General features: G+C 67.7%; 18 protein-coding genes. 7 read left to right on the top strand and 11 right to left on the bottom strand.

The genetic code is table 11. From position 1 onward, the window contains the following. Positions 1-929 precede the first annotated feature (929 nt). Entirely contained in the window at positions 930-1,175 is a 246-nt protein-coding gene (locus HOV91_RS08820; RefSeq protein ID WP_174184946.1) for a hypothetical protein, read from the top strand. 14 nt (positions 1,176-1,189) lie between these two features. Beyond that, positions 1,190-1,648: a hypothetical protein gene (locus HOV91_RS08825; protein ID WP_174184947.1), complete on the top strand. Its 459-nt coding sequence runs from the start codon at positions 1,190-1,192 to the stop codon at positions 1,646-1,648. A gap of 339 nt (positions 1,649-1,987) precedes the next feature. On the opposite strand, the gene HOV91_RS08830 is transcribed toward HOV91_RS08825, so the two are convergent. The 3 genes from HOV91_RS08830 to HOV91_RS08840 form a co-directional block, all read right to left on the bottom strand. Next, complete coding sequence (locus HOV91_RS08830) at positions 1,988-3,436, bottom strand: pentapeptide repeat-containing protein (RefSeq protein ID WP_174184948.1); 1,449 nt, start codon at positions 3,434-3,436, stop codon at positions 1,988-1,990. A gap of 456 nt (positions 3,437-3,892) precedes the next feature. Next, complete coding sequence (locus HOV91_RS08835; RefSeq protein ID WP_174184949.1) at positions 3,893-4,399, bottom strand: IPT/TIG domain-containing protein; 507 nt, start codon at positions 4,397-4,399, stop codon at positions 3,893-3,895. Between the two features lie 112 nt (positions 4,400-4,511). Beyond that, positions 4,512-4,718 carry a hypothetical protein gene (locus tag HOV91_RS08840; RefSeq protein ID WP_174184950.1) on the bottom strand — a complete coding sequence of 69 codons (207 nt, stop codon included), beginning with the start codon at positions 4,716-4,718 and terminating at the stop codon, positions 4,512-4,514. A 54-nt stretch (positions 4,719-4,772) separates the two neighbouring features. Between HOV91_RS08840 and HOV91_RS08845 the strand changes: the two genes are divergently transcribed. Beyond that, positions 4,773-4,952, top strand: a complete 180-nt coding sequence (locus HOV91_RS08845) for a hypothetical protein (protein ID WP_174184951.1) — start codon at positions 4,773-4,775, stop codon at positions 4,950-4,952. A 71-nt stretch (positions 4,953-5,023) separates the two neighbouring features. On the opposite strand, the gene HOV91_RS39785 is transcribed toward HOV91_RS08845, so the two are convergent. Then, on the bottom strand, positions 5,024-7,291 hold the full coding sequence (locus HOV91_RS39785; RefSeq protein WP_246349938.1) for a hypothetical protein: 2,268 nt from the start codon (positions 7,289-7,291) through the stop codon (positions 5,024-5,026). 128 nt (positions 7,292-7,419) lie between these two features. Here HOV91_RS39785 and HOV91_RS08855 point away from each other — a divergent pair, with 128 nt between their 5' ends. Together HOV91_RS08855 and argS are read left to right on the top strand one after the other, a co-directional pair. Next, complete coding sequence (locus HOV91_RS08855; RefSeq protein ID WP_174184952.1) at positions 7,420-7,695, top strand: hypothetical protein; 276 nt, start codon at positions 7,420-7,422, stop codon at positions 7,693-7,695. Between the two features lie 125 nt (positions 7,696-7,820). Then, the gene (gene argS / locus HOV91_RS08860; protein ID WP_312884526.1) at positions 7,821-9,590 is read left to right on the top strand and encodes an arginine--tRNA ligase; all 1,770 of its coding nucleotides are present in this window, start codon (positions 7,821-7,823) and stop codon (positions 9,588-9,590) included. An 83-nt stretch (positions 9,591-9,673) separates the two neighbouring features. Here the strand turns inward: argS and HOV91_RS08865 are convergent, their stop codons facing one another. Together HOV91_RS08865 and HOV91_RS08870 are read right to left on the bottom strand one after the other, a co-directional pair. Beyond that, positions 9,674-9,886, bottom strand: a complete 213-nt coding sequence (locus HOV91_RS08865; protein ID WP_174184954.1) for a DUF397 domain-containing protein — start codon at positions 9,884-9,886, stop codon at positions 9,674-9,676. Next, complete coding sequence (locus HOV91_RS08870; protein WP_312884527.1) at positions 9,883-10,953, bottom strand: helix-turn-helix domain-containing protein; 1,071 nt, start codon at positions 10,951-10,953, stop codon at positions 9,883-9,885. Before HOV91_RS08870 ends, HOV91_RS08865 begins: the two co-directional genes overlap by 4 nt. Positions 10,954-11,528: 575 nt before the next feature. Here HOV91_RS08870 and HOV91_RS08875 point away from each other — a divergent pair. Next, positions 11,529-11,768: a hypothetical protein gene (locus tag HOV91_RS08875; protein WP_174184955.1), complete on the top strand. Its 240-nt coding sequence runs from the start codon at positions 11,529-11,531 to the stop codon at positions 11,766-11,768. A 146-nt stretch (positions 11,769-11,914) separates the two neighbouring features. On the opposite strand, the gene HOV91_RS08880 is transcribed toward HOV91_RS08875, so the two are convergent. The 3 genes from HOV91_RS08880 to HOV91_RS08890 form a co-directional block, all read right to left on the bottom strand. Further along, the gene (locus HOV91_RS08880) at positions 11,915-12,802 is read right to left on the bottom strand and encodes an aldo/keto reductase (protein ID WP_174184956.1); all 888 of its coding nucleotides are present in this window, start codon (positions 12,800-12,802) and stop codon (positions 11,915-11,917) included. A gap of 151 nt (positions 12,803-12,953) precedes the next feature. Further along, on the bottom strand, positions 12,954-14,192 hold the full coding sequence (locus HOV91_RS08885) for a TetR/AcrR family transcriptional regulator (protein ID WP_174184957.1): 1,239 nt from the start codon (positions 14,190-14,192) through the stop codon (positions 12,954-12,956). 149 nt (positions 14,193-14,341) lie between these two features. Further along, positions 14,342-15,583, bottom strand: a complete 1,242-nt coding sequence (locus HOV91_RS08890; protein ID WP_174184958.1) for a TetR/AcrR family transcriptional regulator — start codon at positions 15,581-15,583, stop codon at positions 14,342-14,344. A 658-nt stretch (positions 15,584-16,241) separates the two neighbouring features. On the opposite strand from HOV91_RS08890, the gene HOV91_RS08895 reads away from it, so the two are divergent. Then, positions 16,242-16,424: a hypothetical protein gene (locus tag HOV91_RS08895; RefSeq protein ID WP_174184959.1), complete on the top strand. Its 183-nt coding sequence runs from the start codon at positions 16,242-16,244 to the stop codon at positions 16,422-16,424. A gap of 121 nt (positions 16,425-16,545) precedes the next feature. Here HOV91_RS08895 and HOV91_RS08900 read toward each other — a convergent pair whose 3' ends face one another. Both HOV91_RS08900 and HOV91_RS08905 read right to left on the bottom strand, forming a co-directional pair. Next, positions 16,546-18,495: an acetoacetate--CoA ligase gene (locus tag HOV91_RS08900; protein WP_174184960.1), complete on the bottom strand. Its 1,950-nt coding sequence runs from the start codon at positions 18,493-18,495 to the stop codon at positions 16,546-16,548. Between the two features lie 30 nt (positions 18,496-18,525). Next, entirely contained in the window at positions 18,526-19,338 is an 813-nt protein-coding gene (locus tag HOV91_RS08905; RefSeq protein WP_174184961.1) for an HpcH/HpaI aldolase/citrate lyase family protein, read from the bottom strand. Positions 19,339-19,367: the final 29 nt, after the last annotated feature.

The following is a 19,367-nucleotide window of genomic DNA, read 5'->3' on the forward strand; positions in this document are numbered from 1 at the left end:
CCCCCTCCGTCCCTCACATCCCCCAGCTCGATGCCACTAGCTGGTTCCGGCGCCACAGGAGGGGACTGAGCGCGCTGCATCCACAGCGACGTTGCGAACACACCCACCGTCAAGACCGCGACCGCCAGCCACATCCACACCGAATGACCGCCGCCGGTCGCGTAGTTCACCGCCACCGCCAACCCTGTCGACAACACCGCAGTAGCCGCCGTAGGAACCACCACCCGCCTCACCGCCTGCCCTGAAGCCACGGCACCCCCTCTATCCAAAGACAATCCGAATCCTCAGTCAGCCACCGATCCTCACAGCCTCACGCCCCAAAAACCAGCCAACATCCACACCACCACCCACCCGTTTACAACCGAAGCGGCACAACCTCCTCCGCATCCTGGTGGGCACATCACCTACCCAAGGTTGCCCGCCAACCCGGAAACCCACGCTCCCCGCCGCGACGGCCCGGCAACGTCACCGAGACCCGAACACCTGCCGATTTGCCCGATAACAACAGTTATCAGGCAATACCTCGTCTACGGCAGATCGTGGCGCGTATGACGCTCGGCCGTATCGGTCAGAATTTTTCGTGCGCTCGTAGATGCTGCAGAGCGAACCTGGAACATCACCTGAGAAAGCACCGTGACGTGCTGACACGGCCGAGCTGCCTGGCTTCCCGCGCTCGGCCGTCGATTAACTCGCGGACCGCCTTCAATGGCTCAGGGGTGACCTTGTGACACCAGTCACTGATGGAACCCGTTGTGCCGCAGCCGCGTCCAAGAGCAGTGAAGGAGATACCTTCAACCAACGGAGGGGACGACATGCGAACCATTTCGGCCGGGCGGCGACTTGTCACAACAATCGCGCTGACGGCTGCGTGCATCGCGGGCGCTTCAACAGCCGGGGTCGGCATCGCACAGGCGCAGACACCGACAATTGTGGCCGAACCCGCCGACGCGGCGCACCCGCACTGGCAGTTCGAGTTCACCGCCAAGTGGACCGTGACATTGTCCTGCTACTTCGAGAACCTGGACCGGACCGACGCCACCGGCCCAGAGAAGTACACCGGGACCGGAAAGACCAAGGACGCGGCCGAGAAGGACGCCTGGAACAAGGCGCAAGCGGCCGCACCCAAGGGGCGGAAGGTCAAGCACTGCCGCGTCGAGAGCTCATCGAAGAAATAGCAGGAAGGTTGTACGTGGACGACGACGAACGCCAAGTGTGGGAGTTCGCGGTAGGACTCGGATTGCCGGACGCGACCGGGCCCGGCGCCCTCGACGGCGAGGGAATCCACCCGGTCGCGCTGGTGCTCGAGGAGAGCACCCACCGGATCCGCGGGGTGAACCGTATCCCGTGCTTTACCAGCTTCGGGCCGGTCACCGCGGTCGACGAGTTCGCTCAGCGCGCGTGGGGCGACACGTACGATCCGGCGCGCATCCCAGTTGAATGCCGTCTCGCCGTCTATGTGACCGATGACGAGCTGGACGAACTGGTGCCAGCGATCATCGAGGACCTCGGCATCGATGAGGACGGATCCTCGACGGTAGTCGGCCGGAAGGTCACCGTCGGCCTGCGGGCCATCTCGCTGGAGTCGCCAGAGAACAGCTTCTACCAGCACCTCGTGAACCAATACCAGGCTCAACCCACCACGGATTGACTCCGTTCCGGAAGCGCCCGGGGTGACGAGGACTACGAACCGGTCCAGATCTACATCCCGCGGATGATCAAGCCATTCGCGTAGCACAGACGCGTCTGTGCCCCGAGCCCGTCGCTCCGCGTGGAGCGACGGGCTTCGTCGGTCTCCTGGCTGTCCTCGGCACCCGCTTCAAACTGGTGTGTTGGGCCGGGTGATGCTCGACCATCCCCGGGCCCGACCTCGCTTCCCTCCGCGGCTCGACACGTTTCTTGGACATCGCGATGCGCTGGAAGCCCGCGCCTTCCGTGCCGGTTGTCGAGTGTCCAGAAATCGAACGATTCTCAACACCCTGCCGTATGACTACGAGGCCGCTGCTACAACGGGTGGCCAATCCTGCGGTTCGACATTGGCAGGCTTCTGGCTGACGTCCTGGTCCCAGTCGAATACCGGCGCCGGAGGACCCCACTGATTCGGACTGGCGAAAGAGATGATCTCAGTGCCGAAATTCACCTGCATGAACCGGGCCTCGCCGGAGAAGGTCGCGTGGTCGAACCCGGCGGAGCTGGAGAAGGTCGCGCGGTCGAACCCGGCGGAGCCGGAGAAGGTCGCGTGGTCGAACCAGGCGGAGCTGGAGAAGGTCGCGCCGTCGAACAGGGCGTCGCTGGAGAAGGTCGCGCGGTCGAACCGGGCGTCGCTGGAGAAGGTCGCGTCGTCGAACAGGGCGTCGCTGGAGAAGGTCGCGTCGCCGAACCTGGCGGAGCTGGAGAAGGTCGCGCTGCCGAACCAGGCGGCGCCGGAGAAGGTCGCGCCGCCAAACCGGGCGTCGCTGGAGAAAGTCGCCCCGTCGAACCAGGCGGCGCCGGAGAAGGTCGCGCCGCCGAACCTCGCTTCGCCGGAGAAGGTCGCGTCGCCGAACCTGGCGTCGCCGGAGAAGGTCGCGCCGCCGAACCCGGTGTCGCCGGAGAAGGTCGCGCCAACGAACCGGGCGGAGCTGGAGAAGGTCGCGCCGTCGAACCAGGCGGAGCTGGAGAAGGTCGCGTCGCCGAACCGAGCTTCGCCGGAGAAGGTCGCGCCGCCGAACCAGGCGTCACTGGAGAAGGTCGCGTCGCCGAACCGAGCTTCGCCGGAGAAGGTCGCGCCAACGAACCAGGCGTCACTGGAGAAGGTCGCGCCGCCGAACCTCGCTTCGCCGGAGAAGGTCGCGTCGCCGAACCTGGCGTCGCCGGAGAAGGTCGCGCCGCCGAACCCGGTGTCGCCGGAGAAGGTCGCGCCGTCGAACCTGGCGGCGCCGGAGAACTTCACATTGCTGAGGTCGACGTTCTCGAGATGTGCTGTGCGAAAGTCGAAGTTGCTTGTCGACCAGCTTTTTTCGGCTGTCGGTCGGAGGTGATCGGCGATGACGCGGATGATGGTCGCGCGTACTTCGCGATCGTTTTGCCGGTACTCAGTGTGTTCTTCCTGCTCGGCTCCGTCGGCGCCGGAGGTCTTGGTTACCAATTTGGTGCGGCCGGATCCGCCCTGTTCCGGGTCGTAGGGCAGGCGCAGATAGCCGCACAGCACGTCGATGCACTGCTGGCGGTTCGACTCGGACCTCTCATCGGCGACACCGGCCATCGCGTACACCCCTGCGATACGAATCGCTGCGGACTTGTCGGCCAGCTGAGCTGCTGCCGCCCCGAACCGTTCCCACAACGCCGCTTCCCGCGCCCGCTCGGTGTCGTCCGCATGGCGCTCACGCTCACGCGCCATCTCTTCGTTGTGATGTTCTTCGGCCTGATCGCGGGTGCGTTGGCCATTGATGTAGGTCAAGATTCCTGCGGTGAGTACGCCTGTTCCTGCGAGTAGCGTCGCCAACGGCTGCGAAAAGTCGGCATTCACCCCCGAGAGCACGGCCGCGCCGAACCCGGTTGCGGCACCGACCACTATGAGCGCGGTTGACCGCCAGTGCGATACGACCGCCCCGCGGCGCGCAGGCTTCTCCCCCTCTGACACGAAGAGGACGGTACAGAATCAGGCGGTGCCCGGCAGGGCCTTCGCATCAGACCGCCAAGAACCCCGTCTATCGGAGGTCAAGGCCTCTCGTAGAAGGTGTTCACCCCGGCCGCACTGTTCATCAATCGATCGATTCTCAACACACCTTGCCGCATGACTGTGGTGGTGTGTCGGTCCGGCCGGGCTTCGGATTCGATGCGAAGGCCGTCACACCCCGCGGATGCATCCGGCGGGGGCAGCGACGGCCTCGGCATCCTTCGCGCGGGAACGCGGTCATAAACGGTCGCTGATGTCTTCCGGATCGACGGCTTCCTGATCGGACTCGGCGTCGGACAACTCAGCGCGCCGGTCTTGATCGCGCCGGTCTGGGCCTTCGGAGTGATGGTCCATGAACTCGCCGAAGAGGTCCTTCGAGCGCGTCGATACGACGCGGATCCTGTTGGCGTCGTTCGGCTGGGTGGTGAGGGTGATCCCGCCCGTTCCTGTGGCGGACATCCCGTCGCCGTCGGAAACCATGGTGCGCTCGCTCGGAGTCGTGGACAATTGCCCACCGACCTCGACATAGATGTGGTGGTCGTTGCGTCGGTGCAGCTCGGGACTGATCAGGGTGATCTGGTAATCACTGTTCACCGTGAACTTCGCGTTGTATTCCTTGTGATACACATCGTCGAAGAACACCCTGGTGGCGCCGGTGAAGTTGCGGCCGGTCACGACGACCGTGTCACCGCCTTCGGACAGGACTTCGCGGGTGCTCAGACCGGTGATGACTGGCTTCGGCATCGTCTTCTCCCTCGTATCCGGCGGAGTCGAGCATGCGCTGTAGCAACCCACAGCGTGACAGCTTCCCGCCGACCAGCACATACAGTTGGCGAATTTGTGGTCTCGACCGGGGCTAGGCGCCCCAGTCGACCGTCTCTGGGCAGCATCGTTTTGCGGCATCCACGGGTTGCGGGCCGGTGAGTGCGTCGGCGCCGACGTGATCGGTGCCGACGCACTCCGATCGGTTGTTCGTGGACAGATCCGGCAGGTCGAACTCGTCCCGCGCTGCGCCGTCACTGCGTGGTTTCGGCTCCCGCAGCACCGGTGCCGCGCTGGGCATGGGCGGACTGGTGTATTCCGGAGGAGGGGACCGAGGTACGGAAAGGAGTGCGTCATGTCGAAGTCTGGTGGCAAGGGCCACGGCGGCGGCAAGATGACCACCGCGGCCGCGTCCCGGATCCAGTCCGCGGCGGCGAAGAACCCGGGCAGCAGCTCGGCGAAGTCCGGATTCGCCTCCCGTGCTCAGTCGAGCGCGGCGAAGTCCGGAAGCGGCAACAGCGGCGGGAAGAAGTAGGCCCAGTACGCAGGGCAGCCCCGGAACCTTGGCCGTTCCGGGGCTGCCCTGCGTACTGGGTTCAGGGTTGGTCAGATGTCCTCGATTCGGATCGTGGCGACGGTGAAGTACCGCTCCGCGCCGGAGCTGGTGGTCTTGCGCCGCCACTCGCCGGTGCGGGTGTACCCGGCGGTGGTGAGCGCGGCATCCAGCGCATCGAGGCTGATCGGCGCGCTCGGGGTGGCGGGAACGGATTCCCATCGGCAGCTGACGTGGCGGCCGTAGATGCTGCCGTCGTCGCTGTAGAACAACTCGCAGGCGTAGAGATCGGCGACCGCACCAGCGGGATCGTCCAGGCGGGCGATGACGTGCAGGTCGACGGCTTCGGTGTCGGTCATCGTCCGATCTCCTCGCGCTGGGCCTGGCGGCGGCCGCCGACAGCGGGTGCGGGCCGGGACTGGCCTTGTCCTGCGGTGCGCTCGGGTCGAGCGGTGCAGGCCCGCGTCCCGGGGTTCGGTCCGCGGCCGGCTGCGGCGGCCTGACGCTTGGGCGATCGCGTCGTCACGGGCGGCAACAGCGTGGGCGGACTTGTCCCTCCACTGCTGGCGGCGAGCGGCAGCGCCGCGGCCGAGCTCCCCGGCCTGGCGGGCGCGGTCGTCGACCAGTGTCCGGATCCGCTGGCGCACCTCCGGCTCGACACCCGCGCGGGCCAGTGCCTTGCCCAGTTCGGTGCGCTTCATCGTGTACTGCTGGCGGTCCAGCTCGACGCCGGTTCCTGGCGATCCGGCGGCCACACTGAAGACCGCGTCGCTGATCGAGGACACTTCGAACCGCAGTCGTTCGTCCTCGCGGCTGTGCGGGGTGACGGCGCCGGTGGTGTTGATCAGGTCGGTGATCTCGTGGCGGGTCGCGTTGGACAGCTCGCTGGCGGGTTCGGCGGTGCGCGCGAAATCGACGCTGGCTTTGGTGCGTTCGTCGGCGAACAGCAGCTCGGGAAGCTCCTTGTGCCCGTGGATGACTCCGGCGTCGATGTCCTCGATCGTGCACGCGAGCTGCGCGCGTTCCATCGAGGTGAGTCCTTTGCCGTGGCGGGCCTGGTCGAGCAGCTGCTCGCGCTGGGTGGCCATGCGGGTGATCCGGGCGCCGATCTCGTCGCTGAGCCCGATCCGTTCCGGGGACTCGGTGGAGATGTCGGCTTCGGCGATGTAGTCGGCTTCGGCGCGCAGTTCCTCGGCGTCCATCGCATACAGCTGGAGTTCTTCCAGCAGCTGCTCGCGGTTGATGTAGCCGGGCCACACCGCGAAGTCGACGGGCTGGCCCGCTTGGATGGCGCGGCCGACGTCGCGGACGCGTTCCTGGTCGGCGGGGGTCAGCACGGAGATCTGCTTGCCGACCTCACGCGCGGACTTGGGGTTGCGCGCGTACTGCTCGAGCAGGCCCGCCACCCGGCCGCGGGCTTCCTCGCCCGGGTCCACGACCACCGGAGTGGTGAGGAGATCCACCCGCGAGGTGTCGTCGCGCACGTAGTCGACGACGAAGGCGACGCGGGCTCGGTCTTCGGCGGTGATCGGGGCGGCGGCCAGGTCGACGTCGAGCTGCTCGCGTCGCGCCTTCTGGCTCAAGCGGTGCTCGTCCGGATCCAGCGGGTCGACCTCGGTTCCGCGCCACGCCATCACCGCCCGGGTCGCGGCGTCTTTCGCGGCCTCGGGCATCGGCAGCGCGGTCACGATGTCGATCGCGGCGGACTCGCGATCCCACACACTCGCTGCTTCGGCGTAGCGCTGGAAATGCTCGGCTTCGAACTGCGGGTCGACGCTGACGGTGAACTCCATAGGGTCGATGTCCACACCCCAGCTCAAGGCGTAGGAGCTGGTCAGTTCGTCGAGGCGCTGGGCCGCCAGCTCCGAATCGTGGCTCCACACCATCGCATCGACGAGCGAGGCCACCAGCGCGGTGCGGTTCTGCCACGGGATGTTCTCGAGCCGGGTCTCCGCCTGGCTCATCGCTTCGCGGATCCGCGGTTCCAGCTCCCAATCGGCCTCATCACCACGATCGACCCGACCGACCGCAGCGTCCAGGCGGGCGGCCTGCTCGCGGGCCTGGTTCACCGCGACGGTCGCCAGCAGATAGGTGACGCGTTGACCGTGGCCAGCGGGCACACCGAGCTGGAGCGGGTCGCCGTCGTCGGCCATGACGTGCTCGTGCCCGGTCGAGACGCTGTTGGCTTTGATCTCGAGGATGTCGGCCTGGAGCGCAGCGTCTCGCTCGCCGAGCGGCACGGCGTCAGCCGCGCCGAGCTGCACCAAGAAGTCGATCCCGGCCCCGGCTGGGCCGACCAGGGAAACCGCCAGCACCACCACTCTGAAGGAGACATCGTGAACAACCCGAGCCAGCTCTACGCCCCGCCGCCCCCGCCCGTGCGGTTCGCCAGGCGGCACGCGCGGCGGCCACCCGGTCGGCCGCTCGCGCGTACGAGATGTGGGGGACGGTGATCATCCATCTCATCGATGATCTCGACGTTCCCGATGTCACCACACTGGCCTTATGGCGTTACCGGTCCTACCCAGAGAACCTTGAGTGGGCGGGCGAGTACCTAGGCGGCCTGACCGCCTGCGGCGTGCAAGCCGCATACGTGCTCAGCCTCTATTGGGTGCACACGGTGTCATGGGTCGGCGCCACGCTCGATACTGGACTGCGGCTCATCTGCGCGCCGCGGGATCGACACCGCCGACACCGCAGGCTCCCGGTCTCCGCGCCGGTATAGGTCTCTCGTCGTTCGGGCACCGGCATGATCGTCGACCGACCCGGCGAAGCTGCGCGAAAGTCACGTGATCGATGCCGGGTTCGTTGGGATACTGGCGCATCCCTACAACCAGGAGGATTCGTCCCGTGACCCATTCCGGGGTTCTGCCACTGCTCGATCAGGTCGTCGCCGCTGTCTCCGACGCGATCGACCGCACCCGGCCGGAGACGGCCGGGGCAGACCCGGTGGTGCGACGATCCACCCACGCCGACTTCCAGTCCAACGCCGCGCTCGCACTCGCGAAGCGGCTGCGGCTGCGGCCGTCGGATTACGCGGCCGAACTGGCGACGGCACTGGCTTCCGCGCCCGGCCGGGTATTCCGGTCGGTCGAGTTGTCCGGCCCGGGATTCCTGAACCTCACGGTGCCCGATCGAGCCGTCTGGCAGCAGGTCGCGGCGCGGCTGGGCGACGAACGGCTCGGCGTGGCGGCCACCGAGGGCGGCCGCCGCACCGTGGTCGACTACTCCGCGCCCAACATCGCCAAGGAGATGCACGTCGGGCATCTGCGCACCACGATCATCGGTGACAGCCTCGCCCGCGTGCTGGACTTCCTCGGCGCGCGGGTGATCCGCCAGAACCATCTCGGCGACTGGGGAACCCAATTCGGGATGCTCATCCAGTATCTCGACGAGCATCCCGACGCGCGGTGGCGCCACGACGACCTCGGCGGTGGTGCGAACGCGGCGGTCTCGGCTCTCGACCGGCTCTACAGAACCGCGCGGGCCGCCTTCGACGCCGACCCGGAGTTCGCCGACCGCTCCCGTGCGCGGGTGGTCGCGTTGCAGGCCGGTGACCCGGCGACGGCGGCGCGCTGGAGCGAGATCGTCACCGAGTCGGAGAAGGCGTTCCGCGACATCTACGACCGGCTCGGCGTCCTGCTCACCCCCGAGGACAGCGTGGGCGAGTCGTTCTACAACCCGATGCTCGCCGACACCATCGATGAGCTGGTCACCAGGGGCATCGCGGTGGAAAGCGACGGCGCGCTGGTCGTGTTCTCCGAAACGGTGACCGGACCCGACGATCAGCCGGTGCCGTTGCTGGTGCGCAAACGCGACGGGGGATACGGCTACGACACCACCGATCTCGCGACTATCCGCTACCGGATCGGCGCTATGCGTGCCGAGCGGCTGCTGTATGTGACCGACTCCCGCCAGGCCCTGCACTTCCAGTTGGTGTTCGAGACCGCGCGCCGCGCCGGTTGGCTCACCGCGCCGGTCGAGGCCGAGCACATCGCCTACGGCACCGTCCTGGGCCGCGACGGCAAACCGTTCAAGACCCGCGCGGGCGGCACCGTGCGACTGACGGACCTGCTCGACGACGCCGTAGCCGCTGCCCGCCGCGTCGTTCAGGAGAAGAACCCCGAACTGACCGCCGCCGAACTGGATTCGATCGCCGAGCAGTCCGGCATCGGCGCGGTGAAGTACGCCGACCTGTCGACTTCACGGGTCAAGGACTACACCTTCGACCTCGCCCGCATGACCGCCCTCACCGGCAACACAGCGGTCTACCTGCAGTACGCGCACGCCCGCATCCGGTCCATCCTCCGCAAGGCGGGGGAGCCCACCCCTGTGGTCGAGGCCGGGCAGGCGCTCGAACCGGCCGAACGCGCGCTGGCCCTGGAGCTGGACGCGTACGGCAACGCCGTCACCGAAGTCGCCTCCACCCTGGAACCCCACCGCCTGTGCGGCTACCTCTACGAGCTGGCCCGCGACTTCACCACCTTCTACGACAACTGCCCCGTCCTGACCGCCCCCGAACCGACCCGCGCCAACCGCCTCGCCCTGTGCGCACTCACCGCCCGCACCCTCGCCCACGGGCTGAACCTCCTGGGCATCGCAGCGCCGGAACGCATGTGAGAGCACGCAGGTAGTGATATGGCTGTTGCAGGCTTACGTCGCGACAGCCATATCACTACCGCGGATTGTGCTTCCGCTGCGGGTCAGGCGTTCGACGAGTGGAATACGCCGCTTGTTATGCCTGCCGTGAATGCGTCCCACTCGCTGGGGGTGAAGACCAACGCCGGACCGCTCGTGTTCTTCGAGTCACGGACTCCGACCATGTCGCCGTCGAGCCAGGCGACCTCTACGCACTCCTGGCCCGCCTGGCTTCTGCTGCTCTTGAACCACTTGGCCCCAGCAAGATCTTTACTCACGCTTGATACTCCTTCGCCACTTTCCTGAGCAACGCTCTGCTCTCCGCCACGCTCAGCGCAGCATCGCGCAGAGCCGCCGACACCGCGCGGTATCGGTCCACGTCCGATGGTTTCTCGAGGTAGATGTTCGCGGTCAGCACGTTCTCGATGTAAACCACCGTAGGTTCGACGGGGCGCCCCTTGCCGTCCGTGCCGAAGTCGAGGATGACAAAGCCGCCTGGCAGCACGCCCTTCGGCAGTCCCTGCGCGAACGGCAGGATGCGTACGTCCACATTCGGCCACGTGCTGGCATCAGCGAGTTGGAGTAACTGGTTCGACATGATGCGGGGACCTCCGACCCTGCGATGCAGGGCCGACTGGTGCAGCACGACATCGAGCGCGACCGGCTGAATCTTCCGCCGGACGAGCGCTTGCCGTTTCATGCGCAGTTCGACCCGGCGTTCGATGTAGCTCTCGGGCTCGTCCACGTAGTAGCTGCGGATCATCGTTCTGGCGTAGTCAGCGGTCTGAAGCAGACCCGGGACGAGTTCTTGATACGAGAACAACTGTCGAGCAGCGGCCTCCAGTCCGACGTAGTTGTCGAAGTTGTGCGGCAGAACGTCGTTGAACTCCTGGTACCAGTTCTTGACGGCGGCCTGTGCGGCGAGGTGCTTCATCGCGGCAATTTCCTGAGTGGAGCGTTCGTAGATTTCGCACAGGTGCTGAACGATCCGGACTTTGACCTTGTCGGCGGTCCCCTTTTCGAGCCGATGCAGTGTGGTGGTGCCGATCTCCACCAGTTTGGCGGCCTGAGCCAAGGTCATGCCGTTTTCGTCGCGGTACTGACGCAGATAGCGCCCCAGCTGTCGCCGGGGCAGGGTGCTGTCTTCGTCGGCCATCTCTTTCTTTACCCCTCGGTAGACGGAACGGTGGACAGCAGGGAGCGGAACAAGTTTGCCATGGATCACGGAAACCGTTGTGGCGAAACGAAAAATCTTCGGTGGATCGTCGCGTCCGTGTCGTGCCTGGTCAGCCGGGCTGATGTCGTTGTGGTGCGCGGCGCTCGGTGTGGCAGGGAGCAAACTCACGAATGCGTTTGTAAGAGCGGAATTACCAAGCGTATGTGTGGGCTGATCGACCGAGTGCCGCGCTTTTCGTAAACCGACAAGCGCGAGTGGAGATCTAAAGGTGAGCCAGATCGAGTATGGCAACACACCCCTGTCCCGCTGCAACTTCTACCGGAAGGTGTGTGAACTCCCGGCAGTCATAGATCCACCGTCTATGGGCCGGATCATTATGCGAGCGACTCGCGTATGGGGCGTGACAGTTCCCGCCGAACTGGCGGCTATGGTGCGAATTTCCCTGCGCGAGGCTTATTCGGGCACTTGTCCAGTGATAGCGCATCCGCGTTCGCGCCGATGGACATTTCTGACCCGTCCGGATCTACCGGACGACGACCGCCTGTTCGCGGAAATGTTCCGGTTGAACGTGTCGATCGTCCGCACCGGCGGCATCATCGCCCTGCCCAGCCCGGGCGATCGGTCCGCCCACTTGCGCCGCTGGGTCGAGCCACCGCGCGGACCGATCCGCCCCTCCGGCCTGCTCGTGGTCCAGGCGATCCGCGCCTGCGCGGGCCGACCCGGGCACAGGAGGTCGGCCCGCCATGCTTGACCCGGCGACGAACGCGACCATCCACCCGTTCCCCGTCGACCGATCACGCTCGAAACACGCCCACGACAACCCGCGATGGGCCGTGTCGAGCCGCCGAAACGCCGCCATGGCCGCCATCCTGCACCGCGCCTGCGATTTCACCACCTGCTCAACCTTGGTAGCCGCGATCATCGTCTCCCGCAACGACTTCGCCTACTTCCGCGACCGCCCCCGGCAGCCGAACTCCATTTGATGTGACGGCGAGCTACCGGCCATCCTCGCCCGCCGACTCTCACAGGCAGCGGAAATTGCCCGCGCAGTTCCCCGTGCTCCCGCCAAAGGGCTCGGGGGCACCCGGACTCGCCGCCGTGGGTGCCCCCGAGCGCCAACCGGGGCCTACTAGTTCCCGGTCGACCCGGCGGCGGCGGACAGCGCCTCGAATTCCTCGTCGCTCAACGTGATTCGCGCGGCCGCGATGTTCTCCTCGACGTGCGCGACGCTGGAGGTACCCGGGATCGGCAGCACGACGGGGGAGCGGCGCAGCAGCCAGGCCAGGGCGAGTTGCGCGGGGCTCGCGCCGTGCTCGGCGGAGATGGCCGCCAGCGGACCGCCGGGGGCGGCGAGTTCACCCGTGGCGATGGGGAACCACGGGATGAAGCCGATGTTCTCCTGCTCGGCGTAGTTCAGCACGTCCTCGTCGGCGCGGTTGGCCAGGTTGTACAGGTTCTGCACCGAGGCGATGGCGGCGTGCTCGCGCGCCTGGCGCAGCTGCTCGACGCTGACCTGCGAGAGGCCGATGTGCCGGATCTTGCCCTCCTTCTGGAGCGCGACGAGTTCGCCGAGCTGGTCGGCCAGCGGCACCTGCGGGTCGATGCGGTGCAGCTGGTACAGGTCGATCCGGTCGACGCCCAGGTGGCGCAGGCTCAGTTCGGCTTGCTGGCGCAGGTATTCGGGCCTGCCGACCGGACGCCACTCGTTGGGCCCCTGCCGCGTGAGCCCCGCCTTGGTGGCGATCACCACGTCCTCGCGATAGGGGTGCAGAGCCTTGCGGATCAGGTTCTCACTGACGAACGGGCCGTAGGAGTCGGCCGTGTCGATGAAATTCACGCCGAGCTCGACCGCACGGCGCAGCACCCGGACTGCCTCGTCCGGGTCCTTCGGGTCGCCCCACACTCCGGGGCCGGTCAACTGCATCGCGCCGTATCCGAGCCGGTGCACCGGAAGATCGCCGCCGATGGCGAAGGTTCCGGAGGCCGCCGCGGGCTGTGCGTCTAGGTCTGTGCTCATAGAGGATCTGCCTTCCGAAGTCGGAAACTGTGCGAACGCTGCACGAGCACCCTGCCCGGGCCGGGCGGGCACTCCTTCTGCGGCAACAGCGAGGCGAGGAGGTCGATTCCCGCGCGGCGTTCGCCAGGAGCGCAATGCGCCCAGGAGGGGCCTATACCGCCGGTCGTTCGAACAGGATCACCTGCATCAGGCGGATCACGCGCTGCGGCGAGCAGGCCGGGTCGTCGGAGCCGAAGCGTTCACCCAGGTCGACTACCAGGGCGAACGCGGCGTGCACCAGCAGGCGCGCCTCGGCCGCGGACAGCTCCGGGCGCACGCCGGTCAGCAGCTTGGCCCACTCCTCGACGTTGAGCCGCTGGATGTTGCGCAGCACGGTGCGCTCCTCCGGCGGCACGTTGCTGATCTCGGCGTAGTAGACGAAGGTCAGCTCGCGCTCGGCGAACGAACCCGCCACGTACAGCTCGATCAGCGTGCTCAGCGCCTGCTCGGGCGTCTCGGCGGCGGCGACGGCGGGCCCGATGGCGGCCGACACCCGTTCCGCCGCCCGGCGGAACGCCGCGGTGAGAATGTCGCCCTTGCCGCGGTAGAACCGGTACACCGCCGAGGAGGCGGGCAGTCCGGCGGCGGTGGCGATGTCCTCCACGCTGACGTTCGGATATCCGCGCTGGTGGAACAGCTCGACCGCGCGGGTCAACAACAGTTCGTGCTTGAAGGTCAGCGGGATCTCGCTCGCGGCGAAGTTCTCGGCGCTGCCGGGGGCCGGCAACTCGCACGCGGCGATCGCGCGGCAGGTGGCGGTCAGCCGCGCGGTGAGCGCGCGCACCGGGATCGAGACGTGGTGATCGCCGATGCTGCTGAGCACGCTCAGCTCCGCCGCGGCGAGCACGCCGCGATCGGCCTTGGGCAATGCCGGCCTGGGGGCGGCGAGCAGTGACGTAAGAGCCGCGTTCACGCTCGCGATTTGATCGGCCAGGGTGGCCGCGTCGGCGTCCTCCAGGTAGCGCCGCTGCCAGCGCAGCAGCGCGGCGCTGCGCCGGTTGGCGATGGCGGCCGTGATCAGCGCGTCGAGCACTCGTTCGAGTCGCTGCCCGGCGGGCAGGTCGGTGGCGTCCGGTAGCGTGGCCGCTTCCTGGCTGACCGTGCCAAGCCGCAGCACTTCCTCGCGGAAGAGCGCGTACTTGCTCGGGTAGTGCCGATACAGCGCCGCCGAGCTGATGTCGAGCCGGGAGGCGATGTCCTCCATGCTGACGCCGTGATAGCCCAGCGCGCCGAACGCCTCCGCCGACGCCGCCGCGATCTGCGCACGACGGTCGCGCGGTCGGCGACGGATCACGCGTGCCGGTGTCCCGTCGGCCGCCTCGTCCGCAGCGCGGTGGTCCCGGGCACCCATGCCGCGATGGTAGCCCAACCGAATGATTGGTTCACCGCCGCTCCCTTGCCCGAACGGTAACTGAATGGTAAATCACAAGAACGCTGTGAACCAGCCTTCATATCGCACAATGGTCACAGCGCGGTAAGAATTGCCGATCACATATGCGGCTAGCGTGCGGGGCGGCCGAAGAGGATCAGCTGCATCAGCAGGCGCACCCGGTCCTGGGCGGCCAGCGGTTCGTTGCCGAAGGCGCGGCCCAGGTCGACGACCACCGCGAACGCCGCGTGGACGAGGATGCGCGCCTCGGCCGGGGTGAGCTCAGGGCGCACCTCGCGCAGCAATCTGGCCCACTCTTCGACGCTGAGCCGCTGGATATTGCGCAGCACCGTGCGCTCGTCGGTCGGAACATGCTGGAACTCCGTGTAATACACGAAGGTGAGGGCGCGCTCGGCGAACGATCCGGTGACGTACTGGTCGACCAGCGCGGTGAGCGCGTCCTCGGAATCGGTGGCCGCCGCCACGGCGGGGCCGACGGCTCCGGAGACCCGTTCGGCGGCCCGGCGGAACGCGGCGGCCAGGATGTCGCTCTTGCCTCGGTAGAACCGGTACACCGCCGACGCGGCCGACAGCCCGGCGGCGGTCGCGATGTCCTCGACGCTGACGTTCGGATAGCCGCGCTCGTGGAACAGCTCCACCGCTTTGCGCAGCAGCAGTTCGTGTTTGAACGAGTCCGGGATCTCCACCACCGCGACCGGCTCCACCGCGCGCAGTGCGGGCAGCTTCGCGTGCGCGATCGACCAGCAAGCCGAATGCAGCAGGCGGGCAAGGGGTTTGACGGGAAGGGCGGCGTGGTGGTCGGCGATGCTGGTGATCGTGCTGAGCAGCGCGGCGCGCAGCACGCGCAGGTCGGCCTCGGCGAGTTCCGGGCGCAGCGCGGCCACTTGACTGCCCAGCGCGCCCAGCACCGTGGCCTGCTGGTCGTTGAGTGTGGTCTGGTCGTCGGGCTCGAGGTAGCGGACCTCCCAGCGCACCAGGGTGATGGTGGGGCGGTTCTCGATCGTGACCGCGATGAGCGCGTCGAGCACGTGCCGCAACCGCTGTTCGGCCGGCCAGTCGGCCGCCTCATCGGGCAGCTCCACCGATTCGGTCATCGCCCGGCCCACGCGCAGCAGTTCCTCGCGGAACAGCGCGTACTTGCTCGGATAGTGGCGGTACAGCGCCGCGGAGCTGATCCCGAGCCCGGAGGCGATGTCGTCCATGCTCACGCCGTGGTAGCCGAGCGCGCCGAACGCGGCCGCCGACGCCGCGGCGATCTGGGCGCGGCGATTCTTCGGCCTGCGCCGGATCTCCCGAGGTGCCGAGTCGCCGCTGCTCGCCTTCCGCGCCGTACGGCGATTGTCGACACTCATGACGAACATCGTAACGACCTGGCCGTATGGCCGGGCCGGGCCGGGCCACGCCGATACCGCTCCCGGGGATGAGCGGACCCCGGGAGCTGTACCTGTTCTCCGGTGCGTCGGGTCTGCGACAAGGGGGGATGTGCGTGCCGATGCGTCCGGAGGCCGACAACCCGACGCGGCCCGAGCGCGGGGGCACCAGGAACGCTGTGCCGTGTCAGATTGTCGAACAGAGACAAACTTACACCAATGTAGATGCAGTACAAGAGGTGATTCTGGAAAGAATCATTGTTCACATAATCGGTCACCGAGGTTGGGACGACCATCCGGGCATTGCCGCGCGGCACTGGTCATGTTGCCGACTTCGCCGCGCTCGGACCGGCTGTCCGCCGGGATCGGCGACGAGACGGTGTGCATCCAGGGCACCGTCATCGTCCACGGTCGACAGGTTCGCGGCGAACTCTTTCGCGGTCCGATCCGGAGCAGCGATCGCCCACCGCCCGGCGGGCCGACTGGAACTCACCGCCTGCGCACTGGCCGGATCCGATCGAGTCGCATCGCCGGCGGAGTGCGGCTGCCGACCCGGCCGAATCGGTCGGCGCGGCCGGTCCGGCACCTCATTCGCCCGAATTCGACTGTACCCGTGCGTCTTTCTGGTAAGGAGTTCCTCATGGCGTTGGTTTTGCGCCCGGTGGACCCCATCCCGGTGCTCGGCGCCGTGATCGCCGCGATACGGCGGATCACGGCGCGCTATCGACTCACCCCGCAGGAGAAGCGCAACCTGAACGCCGCTCGCGGCGTGCGGGCGGCGGTCTTCACCGCCTCCATCGGCGGGCGCGCCTATCGAAGATAGACCCGAATCCCCTGCACGACAAAGAAACTCGCTGCGATGGCGACCGCACAACTGGCGGTTGGTGGCCGTGGTCGCGTAGGACGGTGCGTGACCGCGCGCGCAGCCGCATTCCGAAGCGAACTCAGTCGCGCCCGCCTGGCCGGACGGTGCCGTACCAGTCGAGCAGGTCCGGGTTGTCCACGGCGCTGCGTTCGACGACTCGGTCCGGGTCGGCGCCCTGGAACAACTTCTTGATCGGCACTTCCAGTTTCTTGCCGGTGCGCGTGTGGGGAATGCCGGGAGCGAGGATGATCTCGTCGGGGACGTGGCGGGGGGACACTTCGGTGCGGATGGTGCTGTTGATGCGCGCTTTCAGTTCGTCGGTGAGCTGGGCGCCGGGCGCCAGCGTCACGAACAGCGGCATCCAGTATCCGCCGTCGGGTTGCTCGGCGCCGATCACCAGCGCCTCGGCGATCTCCGGGAGTCGTTCGACGGACTGGTAGATGTCGGCGCTGCCCATTCGGATGCCGTGCCGGTTGAGTGTGGAGTCCGACCGCCCGTGCACGATCACGCTGTGGTGGTCGGTGATGGTGATCCAGTCGCCGTGCCGCCACACGCCGGGGAACATGTCGAAATACGCGTCGCGGTACCGCTTTCCGTCCTCGTCGCGCCAGAACGCGACCGGCATGGACGGCATCGGCGCGGTGACGACGAGTTCGCCCACCTCGCCGCGCACCGGCTGACCCGCCGGGTCGTAGGCGTCCAGCGCGACACCGAGATAGGGCGCCGACAGCTCGCCAGGCCACACCGGCACGGTGCGCACGCCGCCGATGAACGCCGACACCACGTCGGTGCCGCCGCTGATCGAGGACACCTGCACGTGCTCGCCGACGTTCTCACCCAACCACAGCGCCGAGGACGTGGGCAGCGCGGAACCCGTGATGCCGACGGTGCGCAGCGCCGACAGGTCGTGCTCGGCGCGCGGAACCGACCCCGCTTTGATGCAGGCCAGCACGTAGCCGGGGCTCGCGCCCAGCACGGTGGCGCCCACCTCGGCCGCGATGCGCCACAGCGCGTCGGGAGCCGGCGCGGTCGGGCTGCCGTCGTAGGTGACGATGGTGGCCCCGGCCAGGAGGCCCGCGATCTGGAAGTTCCACATCATCCAGCTCGGGCTGGTGTACCAGAAGAAGGTGTCCTCCGGCCCGATATCGGATTGCAGTGCGACGGCTTTGAGGTGTTCGAGCAGCACGCCGCCGTGGCCGTGCACGATGCCCTTGGGCAGACCGGTGGTGCCGGAGGAGAACACGATCCACAGCGGATGGTCGAAGTCCACCGATTCCGTGGTGATCACCGGGGGCAGCGACTCGGTGCTGGTGATCGCCTCGTCCCAGGTGATCGCCTCCGGTACCGCGAGGCCCAGCCGGGAGACCGCGACCGTGCCCTTCAGCGAGTCCAGGCCCGCTCGCAACGCGGCGATGTCCTCGCGCTTGTCGTGCGCCTTGCCGCCGAAGCGGTAGCCGTCGGCGGTGACCAGCACGGTCGGTTCCAGCTGCCCGAGCCGGTCCAGCGCGGCTTTCGGCGAGTAGTCCTGCCCGCAGGCGCTCCAGATCGCCCCGATGCTCGCGGTGGCCAGGAACGCGACCACCGCCTCCGGGATGTTCGGCAGATACCCCGCCACCCGGTCGCCGGGCCGCACGCCCAGCGAACGCAGCGTTTGCGCGAAAGCCGCTGTGTGGTCGATCAATTCCGCCCAGGAGACGTCGCGGATCGGAGCGTCCTCACTGACCGCCTTGATCGCCGGCCGGTCGGTGCGCAGCTGCCGGATCACCTGGTCCACATAGTTCAGCCGGGTGCCGGGGAACCAGCGCGCCCCCGGCATCTCGGCGCTCGCCAGCACTTCCCCCGCGATGTCGCCGAGCTCGAAGTAGTCCCACAGCGCATGCCAGAATCCGGCGAGATCCTCGACCGACCACTGCCACAGCGCGTGATAATCGCCCGCGCGCACCCCCGTGCGCTCGGCGACGAAGCGCGCGAAGTCGGTGATCCTGGCCTCGGCGACATCCTGCTCGGTCGGCACCCACTGTGGTTGCATCACATTCCTCCTGGCTGTGGAACTCGGTGATCAGGCGCGCTCGGCGCGCCGCACGATCTGCTCGGCGTGCCGGAACACAGGGCCATCGACCATCCTGCCCTCGAGAGCGAAGACCCCGCGGTGCTTCGGCGCCTCCGCCAGCACCCGCCTGGCCCAGGCGAGTTCTTCCTCCGCCGGCGCGTAGGCGGCCCGCAGCACCGCCACCTGGCTGGGATGGATCGCGACCTTGGCGTCGAAGCCCACCGCGACCGCGTCCTCGGCTTCGGCCCGTAGGCCGTCCAGGTCGCGAATGTTCAGATACACCGAGTCCAGCGCGAATTTGCCGTACGCCTTGGCGGCCAGCAGCGTGGCGGACCGCACGTGCCGGGCCACGTCGCGATAGCTGCCGTCGGCGTGCCTGCTCCCGGCGCCGCCGAGCCCGGCCACCAGATCCTCCGCGCCCCACATGACGCCGATCGCGTTGCGCGCCGTCACCGCCTGGTTCACCGCGAGCGCACCGAGCGGCGATTCGATCAGGGCGATCACCTCGTAGTCCGACAGCGCCGTGATCTGTTCGGCCGACTCGCATTTCGACAACATGAGCCGCCGGTAGGCGGTGTCGGCGAGCGCCGCCAGATCGAGCGCGTGGTCCTCGGTGCCCGCCGCGTTGACCCGCACCACCGTGGTCCGCGGGTCCAGCGGGGTATCCAGCAGCGCCTTGCGCGCCGCCGCCTTGTCGTGCGGGGCCACGCCGTCCTCGAGGTCGAGGATCACCACATCCGCGGCGGCCGCCGCCTTCGCGAACCGCTCCGGGCGATCGGCCGGGCAGAACAACCAGGCCGGACCCGCCATCTGCCAACTCATGCTGAGTCCTTTCCGGTATGCGCGCTCCT

It is taken from the genome of Nocardia barduliensis, from assembly GCF_013315795.1.
Classification (GTDB): Bacteria; Actinomycetota; Actinomycetes; order Mycobacteriales; family Mycobacteriaceae; genus Nocardia; species Nocardia barduliensis.